Here is a 13165-nt window from a genome sequence, read left to right as displayed (position 1 = left end):
GCAGGAACTTCAGGCATGGCCATTAGCGAAATTTTGATTCAAAGCACGCTCAAACTGAGCATAGACCCTAACACTGGCAAGGATTTTGTCAGTGGTAAATCAATTAAAAATATCCAGATTAACGGTAATGATGTCAGCCTTGAAGTGGTGCTCGGTTATCCGGCTAAATCCCAGCTGGAAAGTATCCGCCAGCAAGTGACAGATGCACTGAAGACGATTGAGGGCATTGGTCACATTACCGTGACTGCAGGTAGCCGCATTGTGTCGCACAGCGTGCAGCGTGGCGTGAATTTGCTGCCCAATGTTAAAAATATTATTGCCGTGGCTTCAGGCAAAGGTGGTGTTGGCAAATCTACCACCTCGGTCAATCTGGCATTGGCACTGGCCGCAGAAGGTGCGAGCGTTGGCCTGCTGGATGCCGACATTTATGGCCCTAGCCAGCCGCAGATGCTGGGCATTTCCGGCCGCCCGGATAGCGCGGATGGTAAAAGCATAGAGCCTATGCGTGCCCATGGCATACAGGCGATGAGTATCGGTTTTCTGGTGGATACTGATACGCCTATGGTGTGGCGCGGACCGATGGTCACCGGCGCACTGGAGCAATTACTGCGCGATACGCGCTGGCAGGCGCTCGACTACCTGGTGATTGATTTGCCGCCAGGTACGGGTGACATTCAACTGACGCTGGCACAAAAAATCCCGGTGACAGGCGCGATTATTGTGACCACACCGCAGGATATTGCGCTGCTGGATGCACGCAAGGGCCTGAAAATGTTCGAAAAAGTGGGGATTCCCATTTTGGGCATTGTTGAAAACATGAGCACCCATATCTGCTCAAACTGCGGTCACGAAGAACATATTTTCGGCGCGGGCGGCGGTGCAGTCATGGCCCAGGATTACCATGTGGATTTGTTAGGCAGCCTGCCACTGGATATCAATATTCGCATGCAAGCGGATAGCGGCCAGCCGACAGTGGTGGCAGATCCTGAGAGTGCAGTTTCAAAAACGTATAAGGAAATCGCCCGTAAAGCGGCCAGCAAGATTGCGATTGCAAGCCTGGACCACAGTGCGAAATTTCCAAATATTGTGATTAAAAACACATAATTGATGCTACGCGCATGACCACACGCAAACACCAGATTGCAGAAACACTGATCGGTAAGCATTATGATGCCATGGATGCACACACCCAGCGCGTGGCCAGGCATTTGACCGAACGCAAGCATGTGTCGCGTAATACGGCTGAGGTCAGCGAAGACAGCATGACGGCGGCACAGCGCGCGGCCGATGCAGTGGCCCGCTTTGGCGGCTCGTGGTCATTTATCTTTATATTTGGACTGGTGCTGGTGGCCTGGGTCATTCTCAACTCGTTCATTCTGTTGCGCTATGACCGTGCATTCGATCCCTACCCTTATATTCTGCTCAACCTGTTTTTATCGATGCTGGCCTCGATTCAGGCGCCCATTATTTTGATGTCGCAGAACCGTCAGGCCGAGGTTGACCGCAAACATGCGGAACATGACTATGAAGTCAACTTAAAAGCCGAACTGGAAATTTTGCTGCTGCATGAAAAAATGGATGCATTGCGTGAACAGCAATGGCAGGAGCTGATTCAGTTACAACAACAGCAAATGACCTTACTGGAAAAGTTGCTGACCGAGAAAAACCAATAAAAAAGCAAAGCAAATAACTACAAATCAAAAAAGCGCCTTGCGGCGCTTTTATTTTCAATGCTGAAACGGCTTGTTGATTTCTTGTTAATCCAATGTCACGCCAAAACAGTAAACATCCACGCCATTTGGCGATTGAATCAGCGTTGCCGGAATGGCGACACCATTACGCCAGTTGTCTACCGCTTCCTGTTTACCAGCGCCAGTCACCAGGAACATCACTTCATGCGTATTATTCAAACGGTTTTGGCTGATCGTAATGCGGTCAGCGGGTGGTTTTGGAGAATTAAATACGGGCACGGCGTCGGCACTGTTATCCACTGACTGTCCAGGGAACAGGCTGGCGGTATGTCCGTCTTCGCCAAGGCCCAGAATAACCAGATCAAAGGTGCGCACGCCTTGCAGTGTGTGGGTATAGGCTTTGGCGCCTTCGATATTGCCCAGTTCAGCCGGAATGTCGTGAATTTGACTTTCAGGAATCGCGACATGGCTTAACCAGGCATCACGCGCCATTTTGCTGTTACGCTCGGCATGTTCCACTGGCAAACAGCGGTCATCGTTGTGATAGACATGCCATTTTAACCAATCGGCATTGGCTTTTGCCAGCAATTGATAGACGGCTTTGGGCGTACCGCCGCCGGCCAGTACCACTAAAAAACTGCCGTACTTGGCAATCGCCTCGTCAGCGGCTTTCAAGATGCGCTGAAGTGCCGCTTGATTGATGTCATGCTGGGATTGAAAAGTATGCCAACGGGTTTGAGAGTTCAAAGACATAGAAAACCTGTAAAAAACGATACAAAAACAAAACGCAGCCTTTATGTACTGTGCTGCATTTGTTATAATTATAACTGACTCGACATGATAATTCTGCAAAATTATCTAAATACTCTAGTCGTGTTCATGCCATCCAAAAGATGGGTGTTTCTTAAACTGTCCTCACACCATAGGAATTTCCGAATGAAATTAGCAATGATTGGCTTGGGCAAAATGGGCGGCAACATGGCTGCGCGTTTGCTTCGTAACAACCTTAAAGTGGTTGGTTTTGACTTTAATACCGAATTTGTCAACAAACTGGTTCAAACCGAAGGGTTGGAAGCAGCGACTTCAGTCGCTGACGCAGTCAGCAAGCTTGAAGGCCAAAAAATCGTCTGGCTGATGCTGCCAGCAGGTGAAATCACCGAAAAACAAATCAAAGATTTGATCCCGATGCTGAACAAAGGCGACATCATTGTCGACGGCGGCAACTCCAACTACAAACACAGTCAACGTCGTGGTGCCATGCTGGCAGAACACGGCATCGGCTTTATCGACTGTGGTACTTCCGGTGGCGTGTGGGGCCTGGATAACGGCTACTGCCTGATGTATGGCGGTGAAAAACAATATGCAGATGTATTGATTCCTTTTGTTAAGGCATTGACACACGAAGACCGCGGTTGGGCGCATGTAGGTCCAGTCGGTTCCGGCCACTTCACCAAAATGATACACAATGGTATCGAGTACGGCATGATGCAAGCCTTTGCTGAAGGCCTGGACCTGATCAAGGGTAAAGAAGATTTCAATCTTGATCTGGCACAGATTACTGAGCTGTGGCGTCATGGTTCTGTTGTGCGTAGCTGGTTGCTTGATCTGACAGCCGAAGCCCTGAAACAAGACCAGAATCTGGAAGCGATTGCCCCTTACGTGGCCGACTCCGGTGAAGGTCGCTGGACAGTGGTTGAAGCGGTTGAGCAAGGCGTCGCGGCTCCCGTGCTGACAGTCGCATTGCAAGCACGCTTCCGCAGCCAGGACTCAAAAGGTTATAGCTACAAACTGTTGTCACTGATGCGTAATGCTTTTGGTGGCCACGCAGTAAAATCATCCAAGTAATACAGCAGCCTCTCTCGATGAGAGGCTTTTTGCTGATTACTGGCACTGATAGCGACAAAGTTATGGGAAAGGCCCGCCCTTTCCCGTTTACATTTTTATCTTAAGGTTAGAAATGACGAATAAAATTGATCCATGCACCCTGGTTTTGTTTGGTGCAAGCGGTAATCTGGCACGTGTAAAACTGTATCCTGGCTTGTTTCGACTGGACATGCTGGGCCGCCTGCCTGATGACATGAAAATTGTAGGTGTAGGCCGCCAACTGGTGGATCTGGAAGCCTGGCGTGCTGATATCAAAAGCATGCTGGATACCAAATTTAAAAAAGGCTATGACCAAAAGGTATTTGAGCGTTTTATCGCCCGTAACTTTTACCATGCCAACCCACCGACCGACCCGGATGCCTTTGCCAAGCTGAAAACCACGCTCAGCGACGAAAGCGTTTTCCCGCAGAATCTGGCTTATTTCCTGTCTGTGCGCCCAGTTGATTTTGCCCCAGTGGTCGAATCATTAGCCAATGTTGGCCTGACACAAGAAGACAAATACTGGCGCCGCGTGGTGATTGAGAAGCCGTTTGGCACCGATCTGCCCTCTGCCAAAGAGTTGCAGGCTGCAATTACCAAACACCTCAAAGAAAGCCAGATTTACCGTATCGACCATTACCTGGGCAAATCTGCACTGCAAAACATTTTGCTGCAACGCTTTACCAATACCGTGCTCGAGCCGATCTGGAACAACCAGTACATTGATCACGTGCAAATCACCAACACCGAAATGCTGGGTGTAGGCGACCGTACGCAGTTCTATGACAGCACAGGTGCGTTGCGTGACATGTTGCAGAGCCATATTCTGCAAACACTGGCACTGACCGCGATGGAACAGCCAAAAGACCTGTCTCCTGAAGGCGTGCGCGATGCGAAAATCAAACTGCTGGAAGAAATTCGCCCGATCCCGGTAAATGCGCTGGAAAAACATGCGTTCCGCGCACAATATGCCGCGGGTGAAATTAATGGCGAAAAAGTACCGGGTTATCTGGAAGAATTGGGTAACCAGGACAGCGTGGTGGAAACGTATGCTGCCCTGAAATTGTTTATCGACAATCCACGCTGGAAAGGGGTACCGTTCTACATCCGCACCGCCAAGCGCCTGCACGAAGCCGATACCCGTATTTCTATTCGCTTCAAAAAAGCACCTCTGCAGATCAATGACCAGGATCAAAACTGGCTGATTATCGGCATTCAGCCACGTGAGTGCATCAAACTGGAAGTTCAGTCCAAGATTCCTGGCCTGGATATTCAAACGCGCACCATCCAACTGGATGCTGCCAACCGTTGGGATTCAGATGACTCGGTTGATGCTTACGAGGCGCTGTTGCTGAACCTGATGCAGGGCGACAACTCCAACTACCTGCATATTTCCGAAGCCGAAGCACAATGGCGTCTGGTTGATCCGGTCGTCAAAGCCTGGGCAGAAGACAAGCATCCGGTACACCAGTACCCTGCAGGCAGCCGTGATCCTGAAGCATCTAAAGTGATTTTTGAGGCTGAAGATCAGTTCTGGCGTTACAGTATTGAACTGGGCGGCGACAAATAAGACCGAGGCAGGTCCCTGTCTTAATTAATCGCTAAAAATTCATAAATAATTTGCAAATAACCTAGCGTTTGTTGTTATTATTTGCACCTACTAAAAGCGGAGTTTAAACTCCGCTTTTTTCTCTTTATTGACCGCGTGATCCCACGCAACAGACTGGAAGACGGAATGAGCATCAAGTCGGACAAATGGATACGTAAAATGGCTGAACAACACGGCATGATCGAGCCGTTTGAGCCGAAGCAAGTGAAAGTCAACGCTGAGGGACAGCGCCTGGTGTCTTACGGTACGTCCAGCTACGGCTACGACATTCGCTGCTCCAGGGAATTCAAGCTATTTACCAACCTCAATAGCACCATTGTTGACCCAAAAAACTTTGACCCTAACTCCTTTGTCGAGGTGAATGCAGATTTCTGCATTATTCCACCTAACTCGTTCGCGCTTGCTCGCACGGTCGAGTACTTTCGTATTCCACGTAATGTGTTAACTGTTTGCTTGGGCAAATCGACCTATGCACGCTGCGGGATCATCGTCAACGTCACCCCGTTTGAACCCGAGTGGGAAGGTTACGTCACACTCGAATTTAGCAATACGACCCCGCTACCGGCCAAAATTTACGCCAATGAAGGCTGCGCACAAGTGCTGTTTTTTGAAGCCGATGCAGATGATGTATGCGAAACCAGCTATAAAGACCGCGGCGGCAAATACCAGGGGCAAGTCGGCGTGACTTTACCCAAGATTTAATCGCATCAATCCTCATTCAATGCATTTCACCATAGAGGCACCTCGCGTTTCAACTTTCTTGATTCCGTGTGCCTCTGTGTCTCAGTGGTAAAGGATGTCACATTATGAAATTCCGCTTCCCTATCGTCATTATCGACGAAGACTTTCGCTCAGAAAACTCTTCAGGGCTAGGTATACGCGTGCTGGCCAAAGCAATTGAAGAAGAAGGCCTCGAAGTATTAGGCGTTACCAGTTATGGCGACCTCACCTCGTTTGCCCAGCAGCAAAGCCGTGCCTCAGCATTTATTTTGTCGATTGACGATGAGGAAATCGTCGAAGAGAAGCCGGAGGCCATCGAGCAACTGCGTAACTTCGTCGCGGAAATCCGCTACCGTAATGAGGAAATCCCGATTTTCCTGCATGGCGAAACGCGTACCAGCCGCCATATTCCAAACGATGTGCTGCGTGAACTGCATGGCTTTATTCACATGAATGAAGACACACCAGAGTTTGTAGCGCGTTTGATTATCCGTGAGGCCAAGGCTTACCTGGATAGCCTGCCCCCGCCGTTTTTCAAAGCCCTTACCCACTACGCCGCAGATGGTTCTTACTCCTGGCACTGCCCGGGGCACTCGGGCGGCGTCGCTTTTTTGAAATCACCAGTGGGCCAGATGTTTCACCAGTTTTTTGGTGAAAACATGCTGCGTGCCGACGTGTGTAATGCCGTGGATGAACTGGGCCAGTTGCTCGACCATACGGGACCGGTCGCGGCTTCCGAGCGTAATGCTGCGCGCATTTACAACTGTGACCACCTGTACTTTGTGACCAATGGCACCTCAACCTCCAACAAAATCGTCTGGAACTCGACTGTAGCGCCAGGGGATATTGTCGTGGTGGATCGTAACTGCCATAAATCCGTATTGCACTCGATTATCCTGACCGGTGCGATTCCGGTATTCCTGATGCCGACACGCAATCACTTTGGCATTATCGGCCCAATTCCGAAAAGCGAATTCGCCTGGGAAAACATCCAGAAAAAAATCGAGCGCAACCCTTTTGCCACCGATAAAAAGGCCAAACCACGCGTGCTGACCATTACGCAATCGACTTACGATGGTGTGTTGTACAACGTGGAAGAAATCAAGGAAATGCTGGATGGAAAAATTGATACCCTGCACTTTGATGAGGCGTGGTTGCCGCATGCTACCTTCCATGATTTTTACGGTGATTACCACGCCATAGGCGCAGACCGCCCGCGGTGTAAAGAGTCGATGGTGTTTTCTACGCAATCCACCCACAAACTGCTGGCGGGCCTGAGCCAGGCCTCGCAGATTCTGGTGCAGGATGCCGTCAATAACACGCTCGACCGCGATGTGTTTAACGAAGCTTACCTGATGCACACCTCGACCAGCCCGCAGTATTCGATTATTGCCAGCTGTGATGTGGCTGCCGCCATGATGGAAGCACCAGGCGGCACTGCCCTGGTCGAAGAATCGCTTAAAGAAGCCCTAGATTTCCGCCGCGCCATGCGCAAGGTGGACGAAGAATGGGGAGCTGACTGGTGGTTTAAGGTCTGGGGACCCAATGATTTGTCCGAGGATGGGCTGGAAGAGCGCGATGCCTGGATGCTGAAGGCCAACGAACGCTGGCATGGCTTTGGCAATCTGGCCGAGGGCTTTAATATGCTCGACCCGATCAAAGCCACGATCATTACCCCCGGTCTGGATGTCGAAGGTGACTTCTCGGACGCGTTTGGCATTCCTGCCGCCATTGTGACCAAATACCTGGCTGAACACGGCGTGATTGTGGAAAAAACAGGCTTGTACTCGTTCTTTATCATGTTCACCATCGGCATTACCAAAGGCCGCTGGAACACCATGGTGGCGGCATTACAACAGTTTAAAGATGATTACGACAAAAACCAGCCACTGTGGAAAGTACTGCCTGAATTTGTACAGAAACAGCCTCGCTATGAGCGTGTAGGCTTGCGTGACCTGTGCAAGCAAATTCACGAAGTGTACAAAGCCAATGATGTGGCCCGCCTGACCACAGAGATGTATTTGTCTGACATGGTGCCAGCCATGAAACCGACTGACGCCTACGCCAAGATGGCCCATCGTAAAATTGAACGTGTAGCGATTGATGATCTTGAAGGCCGCGTCACCGCGGTATTGCTCACGCCTTACCCGCCAGGCATCCCCCTGCTGATTCCAGGGGAGCGCTTTAACAAGGTGATTGTAAACTACCTGAAATTTGCGCGCGAATTTAACGAGAAATTCCCCGGCTTTGAGACAGATAACCATGGCCTGGTTAAACAGGTCGTGGATGGTAAGTCGTTCTACTATGTGGATTGTGTGCTGCAGGAAAGCTGATGTAGCGTATCAAGTCTGCAGTATTTCTACAAAAACGGACGTTATCCACGTCCGTTTTTTATTTTTTCACATGCAGGTTCAAGCAGGCTGGCGCTGAAACACGCAATCGCTGTAACGCAAACCGTTGGCAGATGTTTTTTCGTGTGCTTCAACCAGCTGCCACTGTGCCTTATCGAGTTCAGGAAAAAAAGCATCGCCCGCAACCTGTGTATGTACACGTGTGAGGTAAAGCCTGGTCACATAAGGCAATCCCTGCGCATACATTTCTGCGCCGCCAATCAGAAACGGCTCTTCATCACCGGCGCACTCAGCCAGTGCTTGCGGCAGTGAATGTGCAATTTTGGCACCCTCAACGCTGAAATGCACATCACGCGTGACAATCACGGTGGTGCGGCCAGGCAACAGCCTGCCCAGAGACACATAGGTTTTGCGACCCATGATGATATGGTGACCCATGGTCAGTTGTTTAAAACGCTTCAGATCCTCCGGCAAATGCCAAGGCAACTGATTGTTTAAACCGATCACGCGGTCATCGGCGTGGGCCACAATAAGAGAAAGTGCTTGCATGGTGTTCTCGCATTAAAATGCTGACAATTTTTTTAACTCTTCTACGATCATCTGGCTGTGCCCATCAGGGTCAACCTGACTGTACACTTGCGCCACTTTACCTTGCGGATCAATAATGAAAGTCATGCGGCGAGCCGCTTTGAACACGACCAGATCAAATAATGCGCCGTAAGCGGCAGCCACTTTTCCGGTGGTATCCGCCAGTAAAGGAAATGGTAATCGATGTTTTTTAACGAAATCGGCATGACTGGCAACCGTATCCACGCTTACCCCCACGACTTGCGCACCCAGTGCAGTGAGTTGCTGCGTATCATCACGAAAATGACAGGCTTCACGCGTACATCCCGGGGTATCGTCTTTGGGATAAAAATAAAGTACCAGCCATTGACCCTGCCAGTCAGACAGGTTGCGAATCGCTCCCTGAGCGTCTGGCAACTTGAATTCGGGGGCTTGCGTGCCAATTTGCAGGCTAAATGCAGGTTGCTGATACTGTCTGATACACCACAATACAATCCAGCATAAAATTCCGATCATGATTACTTTTACCAGCATGAATTTCCTTTCCTGACCCAAGTGAGACGTTGACGCTCAGAGCCCGATATTGTACCTTAATCCGCCAACCCACTTTTAAAGGTTAATCGCTGCTGCATTTTTCGCTCCTGCAACACTCCCGCCATGAATGATGCCATTGCCAAATTGCTCAAACTGATCACCGCAGACCCGCAGCGCTGGGATGCGTATCAGCAGCTTGCACGCCTGATGCAGCATAATGGTGAGTTTGACGCTGCCGAGCAATACTACTTGCAGGCAATACAGCTGGCACCTCAGCAACAGTCACTGCATTTGCAACTGGCAGATTTGCATATGCGCACGCATCAATTCAAGGCGGCGCATGCATGCTACCGACAGGCGATTGCACTCGATGCCAGGCACGCACAAAGCTATTACCTGGATGCGCAGGCATTGAAAAATCTGGGGCGGATGCAGGAAGCCATTTTAAGATTACGCACCACAGTCAAACTCTCCCCTGCACACTTGCAGGCTTTTTCAGAGTGCGTGGATTTGCTGTTGCAACAAGCGCAGCCCGAGCAGGCGGCGGATATGCTCAAACAGGCGATTGCCGCGCACCCGGAACATGCGCGTTTTTATTACCGGCTGGGCATTATTTCGCAACAGTCGGGGCAAGCCACGCAAGCGCTGGAGAACTTTACCCAAGCCATCCAGATTCAGCCAGACTTTGCTGAAGCGCATCACCAGAGAGGCTTGTTGCTGCACGCTAGCGGCCAGCTGGAGCAGGCCATCGAGAGCTTTAGCGCAGCCATCAGCCATCAGCCAGAATTACCCTCTGCCTATAACAACCGCGGTGTTATTTTTTGCCAGCAAACCAAATACCCGGCAGCCATTGCTGACTTCAAGCAGGCCATACAACTCAACCCCAGCTACGCTTCAGCGTATTGCAATCTGGGTCTGGCATTGCATGAAAATGGCGAGCCAGATGCCGCCTACGGCAGTCTGGAAGTGGCGCTTAAATATCAGCCCTCTTACGCGCAGGCCCAATATTATCTGGGCATGCTCAAACTGGCGAACGGTGAGTTTGATGAAGGCTGGACACTCTACGAATCGCGCTTGCAGGTATTGCCTGGCCACTCAACGCTGCCTGAGCGCATGCGCTGGCAAGGGCAATCGTCGCTCCTTGGCAAATCCATCCTGATTGTGGCGGAGCAAACCTTAAGCGATACCCTGCAATACTGCCGTTATATTGTCATGCTCAAGCAATACAAACCTAACCAGATCATCGTACAGGTGCAGGAGCCGCTGTTTCAGCTACTCAATGAGCATTGGTCACAGGACGCCTTTATTCAAGTGATTCCGCAGGGCGCGCGCTTGCCGCATGTTGATGTTTTTTGCCCGATGCTGAGTTTACCGCTGGCCTTTCACACGCAAATGGACACAATTCCAGCCAGCCTGCCGTACCTGAAAATAGCCGAGCGCCATACGCAGCCCTGGCAACAATTGCTGGGGCCCGCGCGCAGACTGCGGATTGGCCTGAACTGGTGTGGAGATGTGAACAACAAACATGACCACCACCGCAGTATTCCGTTATTTATGCTCGCAGACCTGTTAAAAATGGAAGTGGAATGGCATAGCCTGCAAAAGGAGTTCCGGCGGGAAGACCCAATCATGCTCAAACGCTTTCCCATGCTGGAATGCCATCACCCGGCCCTGACCGACTTCACGGATACTGCGGGCCTGATTATGCAAATGGAACTAGTGATTACCGTGGATACGGCCGTCGCACACCTGGCGGCTGCCTTGGGTAAACCTGTGTGGCTACTGCTGCCGCAGCATGCGCATTTCCGCTGGTTATTACATCGGGAAGACAGCCCATGGTATCCGGGCATCCGGCTGTTCAGAGTGCCTGCCAGGCAACCGTGGGAAGCCATGGTCGATGAGGTGCATCAAGCCATTACACTGTTGCTGGCACATCCCACGCATCGTGAGTGATGCAATACTTCTGACTTAGTGCGGCACGCCAATAATGTGCATCACCCTGGCGATATCTACATGCAGCAATTGTGAAAGATCCCTGTAATCGTCTGGTAGGGCGGCATTATCCCACCCATCTGCAGAGTGCCTAGCCAGATTAACCGCCAGATGTACGTTCTTCACTCTGGTCAGGTGGGCCTGCTTTTCGTCCATCAAATCAGACAGCAACGAAGGTAAATTAAATACCCGCACCAGCTCGGCCTGCAGGTCAACCAGCTTGAATCCCAGCACTTCTTGCTGCACGGTTTTGCTGCGCAATGTTTTGTCTGCTTCCTGCCTTTCGGTGATTTCATTCATTTGGTCAGGGTTAAAGCACCACATCAGCATTTCGGCAAAATCATGCAAAGAAGCCGCTACCCTCACCTCTTCCGGATGTAGATCTTTCAAGTGGGAGGCAAACTCGGCGGCAAAATAGCCTGCCCGATGTGCGCGTACCATCAGTTTGAGCAAATCCATCAAAGCGGACACATGCTGATTCAGTACATCCTCCACATGCGGCAATGTAGGAATCTGGGCAAAGAAAGTGCCTGTGCCCATCATCATAATGGCCTGCTCTATCTGTAGCAGATCCTGCAACTGGTGGCGACTGCGATGGTTGTTGGCATATGCAATGACTTTAAACATCATCAAGGGGTCGTTAATCACCACCCGGGTAATATCGCGTGCACTGGTCTCATCTTCATTCTCGCGCAGCAACGCAAGCCCTTCAGCCGTCTGTCGCAATACAGGTATTTCTGCCGCTTGAAAAAAAGAAACCCAGCGGGCAATCGTCTTGCTGTCTCTGGCTTCGGCTAATGTCACCATGGTTTGACTCCTCTAATCCATTAGAGTGTAGAACAGTGGCCGTCAACCCGATTGCCAAATGAGTGGCGTAATTGACGACCTGTTTACACTTTTCCACATCCTGTTTAACGGCACAAAAGCGCTGGAGCTTTAGCCCTGAGCACGCATTGCCTATGTTAGAATGCGATTTTTATCAAAGGTTTAGTTTGTGCGGCACTCACGCTGCATGCGCAATAACCCAAAGCATATAAATATATGGCCATTATTCTGCATACCCCTGAAGAAATAGAGAAAATGCGTGTCGCAGGCCGTCTGGCTTCCGAAGTCCTGGACTACATCACGCCTTACGTCGTTGCCGGCGTGACCACCAATACCCTGGACAAACTGTGCCATGACTATATCGTCAATCAGCAACAAGCCATTCCGGCACCTTTGAATTATGCGCCTGATGGCCACAAGCCCTATCCAAAGTCGATATGCACCTCGATTAATCAGCAGATTTGCCATGGCGTGCCCAGCGAAAAAGAACTGAAAAATGGCGACATTGTAAATCTTGACATCACCGTCATCAAAGACGGTTATCACGGCGACACTTCCCGCATGTTCAGTGTAGGTGAGGTTTCGATTCAGGCAAAACGCCTGTCTGAAATCACTTATCAAGCGATGTGGCGCGGCATTGAAAAAGTCAAACCGGGTAATACTCTGGGCGATATTGGCTATGCCATTCAATCGTTTGCCGAAAAAAATGGCTACAGCATTGTGCGCGAATTTTGCGGACATGGCATCGGCAAAAAATTCCATTGCGAGCCGCAGGTATTGCACTATGGCAAACCGGGCGCAGGCATCAAGCTGAAAGCCGGCATGATTTTCACCATTGAACCTATGATCAACGCGGGCAAACGTGACATCAAGTTTATGCCTGATGGCTGGACAGTCGTTACCAAAGATCGCAGCCTTTCTGCGCAATGGGAGCATACCGTGCTGGTCACTGAAGACGGCTTTGAAATCATGACAGTTTCAGCCGGCACTCCTGCCAGACCATCACATTAAGG

12 protein-coding genes are annotated in these 13165 nt (G+C 50.5%); 8 read left to right on the top strand and 4 right to left on the bottom strand.

The features are described from left to right. Positions 1-15 precede the first annotated feature (15 nt). On the top strand, positions 16-1104 hold the full coding sequence (gene apbC / locus Q9291_RS12485) for an iron-sulfur cluster carrier protein ApbC (RefSeq protein WP_306390410.1): 1089 nt from the start codon (positions 16-18) through the stop codon (positions 1102-1104). Between the two features lie 14 nt (positions 1105-1118). Beyond that, complete coding sequence (locus Q9291_RS12480; RefSeq protein WP_306390409.1) at positions 1119-1673, top strand: DUF1003 domain-containing protein; 555 nt, start codon at positions 1119-1121, stop codon at positions 1671-1673. A gap of 84 nt (positions 1674-1757) precedes the next feature. On the opposite strand, the gene pgl is transcribed toward Q9291_RS12480, so the two are convergent. Beyond that, positions 1758-2444 (bottom strand): 6-phosphogluconolactonase, encoded by a 687-nt coding sequence (pgl, locus tag Q9291_RS12475; protein WP_306390408.1) that lies wholly within the window; start codon positions 2442-2444, stop codon positions 1758-1760. Positions 2445-2627: 183 nt separating this feature from the next. Here pgl and gnd point away from each other — a divergent pair, with 183 nt between their 5' ends. The 4 genes from gnd (at position 2628) to Q9291_RS12455 (ending at position 8216) form a co-directional block, all read left to right on the top strand. After that, positions 2628-3536 carry a phosphogluconate dehydrogenase (NAD(+)-dependent, decarboxylating) gene (gnd, locus tag Q9291_RS12470; RefSeq protein WP_306390407.1) on the top strand — a complete coding sequence of 303 codons (909 nt, stop codon included), beginning with the start codon at positions 2628-2630 and terminating at the stop codon, positions 3534-3536. Positions 3537-3648: 112 nt separating this feature from the next. Then, a complete protein-coding gene (zwf, locus tag Q9291_RS12465) occupies positions 3649-5124 on the top strand; it encodes a glucose-6-phosphate dehydrogenase (protein WP_306390406.1) in 1476 nt (491 codons plus the stop codon). Positions 5125-5289: 165 nt separating this feature from the next. Further along, positions 5290-5865: a dCTP deaminase gene (dcd, locus tag Q9291_RS12460; protein WP_306390405.1), complete on the top strand. Its 576-nt coding sequence runs from the start codon at positions 5290-5292 to the stop codon at positions 5863-5865. Positions 5866-5969: 104 nt separating this feature from the next. After that, positions 5970-8216: an arginine/lysine/ornithine decarboxylase gene (locus Q9291_RS12455; protein ID WP_306390404.1), complete on the top strand. Its 2247-nt coding sequence runs from the start codon at positions 5970-5972 to the stop codon at positions 8214-8216. Positions 8217-8294: 78 nt separating this feature from the next. Here the strand turns inward: Q9291_RS12455 and Q9291_RS12450 are convergent, their stop codons facing one another. Both Q9291_RS12450 and Q9291_RS12445 read right to left on the bottom strand, forming a co-directional pair. Then, the gene (locus Q9291_RS12450; RefSeq protein ID WP_306390403.1) at positions 8295-8783 is read right to left on the bottom strand and encodes a dihydrofolate reductase; all 489 of its coding nucleotides are present in this window, start codon (positions 8781-8783) and stop codon (positions 8295-8297) included. A gap of 12 nt (positions 8784-8795) precedes the next feature. Beyond that, a complete protein-coding gene (locus tag Q9291_RS12445; protein WP_306390402.1) occupies positions 8796-9335 on the bottom strand; it encodes a peroxiredoxin in 540 nt (179 codons plus the stop codon). A 123-nt stretch (positions 9336-9458) separates the two neighbouring features. Between Q9291_RS12445 and Q9291_RS12440 the strand changes: the two genes are divergently transcribed. Beyond that, entirely contained in the window at positions 9459-11288 is a 1830-nt protein-coding gene (locus tag Q9291_RS12440) for a tetratricopeptide repeat protein (RefSeq protein ID WP_306390401.1), read from the top strand. Between the two features lie 15 nt (positions 11289-11303). Here Q9291_RS12440 and Q9291_RS12435 read toward each other — a convergent pair whose 3' ends face one another. Continuing rightward, positions 11304-12134, bottom strand: a complete 831-nt coding sequence (locus Q9291_RS12435; protein WP_306390400.1) for an HDOD domain-containing protein — start codon at positions 12132-12134, stop codon at positions 11304-11306. Positions 12135-12368: 234 nt separating this feature from the next. On the opposite strand from Q9291_RS12435, the gene map reads away from it, so the two are divergent. Next, positions 12369-13163, top strand: coding sequence for a type I methionyl aminopeptidase (map, locus tag Q9291_RS12430; protein WP_306390399.1), 795 nt, complete (start codon positions 12369-12371; stop codon positions 13161-13163). Positions 13164-13165: the final 2 nt, after the last annotated feature.

The sequence above is a fragment of the Methylophilus aquaticus genome (assembly GCF_030769565.1).
Classification (GTDB): domain Bacteria; phylum Pseudomonadota; class Gammaproteobacteria; order Burkholderiales; family Methylophilaceae; genus Methylophilus; species Methylophilus aquaticus.
Note: the sequence above shows the minus strand (reverse complement) of the source record. Positions and strands in the feature narration are given on the sequence as shown.

Bases quoted from the DNA above. Each gene is read 5' to 3' on its own strand.
- apbC (WP_306390410.1), top strand. From the start codon at position 16: ATGGCCATTAGCGAAATTTTGATTCAAAGCACGCTCAAACTGAGCATA.
- Q9291_RS12480 (WP_306390409.1), top strand. From the start codon at position 1,119: ATGACCACACGCAAACACCAGATTGCAGAAACACTGATCGGTAAGCAT.
- pgl (WP_306390408.1), bottom strand. From the start codon at position 2,444: ATGTCTTTGAACTCTCAAACCCGTTGGCATACTTTTCAATCCCAGCAT.
- gnd (WP_306390407.1), top strand. From the start codon at position 2,628: ATGAAATTAGCAATGATTGGCTTGGGCAAAATGGGCGGCAACATGGCT.
- zwf (WP_306390406.1), top strand. From the start codon at position 3,649: ATGACGAATAAAATTGATCCATGCACCCTGGTTTTGTTTGGTGCAAGC.
- dcd (WP_306390405.1), top strand. From the start codon at position 5,290: ATGAGCATCAAGTCGGACAAATGGATACGTAAAATGGCTGAACAACAC.
- Q9291_RS12455 (WP_306390404.1), top strand. From the start codon at position 5,970: ATGAAATTCCGCTTCCCTATCGTCATTATCGACGAAGACTTTCGCTCA.
- Q9291_RS12450 (WP_306390403.1), bottom strand. From the start codon at position 8,783: ATGCAAGCACTTTCTCTTATTGTGGCCCACGCCGATGACCGCGTGATC.
- Q9291_RS12445 (WP_306390402.1), bottom strand. From the start codon at position 9,335: ATGCTGGTAAAAGTAATCATGATCGGAATTTTATGCTGGATTGTATTG.
- Q9291_RS12440 (WP_306390401.1), top strand. From the start codon at position 9,459: ATGAATGATGCCATTGCCAAATTGCTCAAACTGATCACCGCAGACCCG.
- Q9291_RS12435 (WP_306390400.1), bottom strand. From the start codon at position 12,134: ATGGTGACATTAGCCGAAGCCAGAGACAGCAAGACGATTGCCCGCTGG.
- map (WP_306390399.1), top strand. From the start codon at position 12,369: ATGGCCATTATTCTGCATACCCCTGAAGAAATAGAGAAAATGCGTGTC.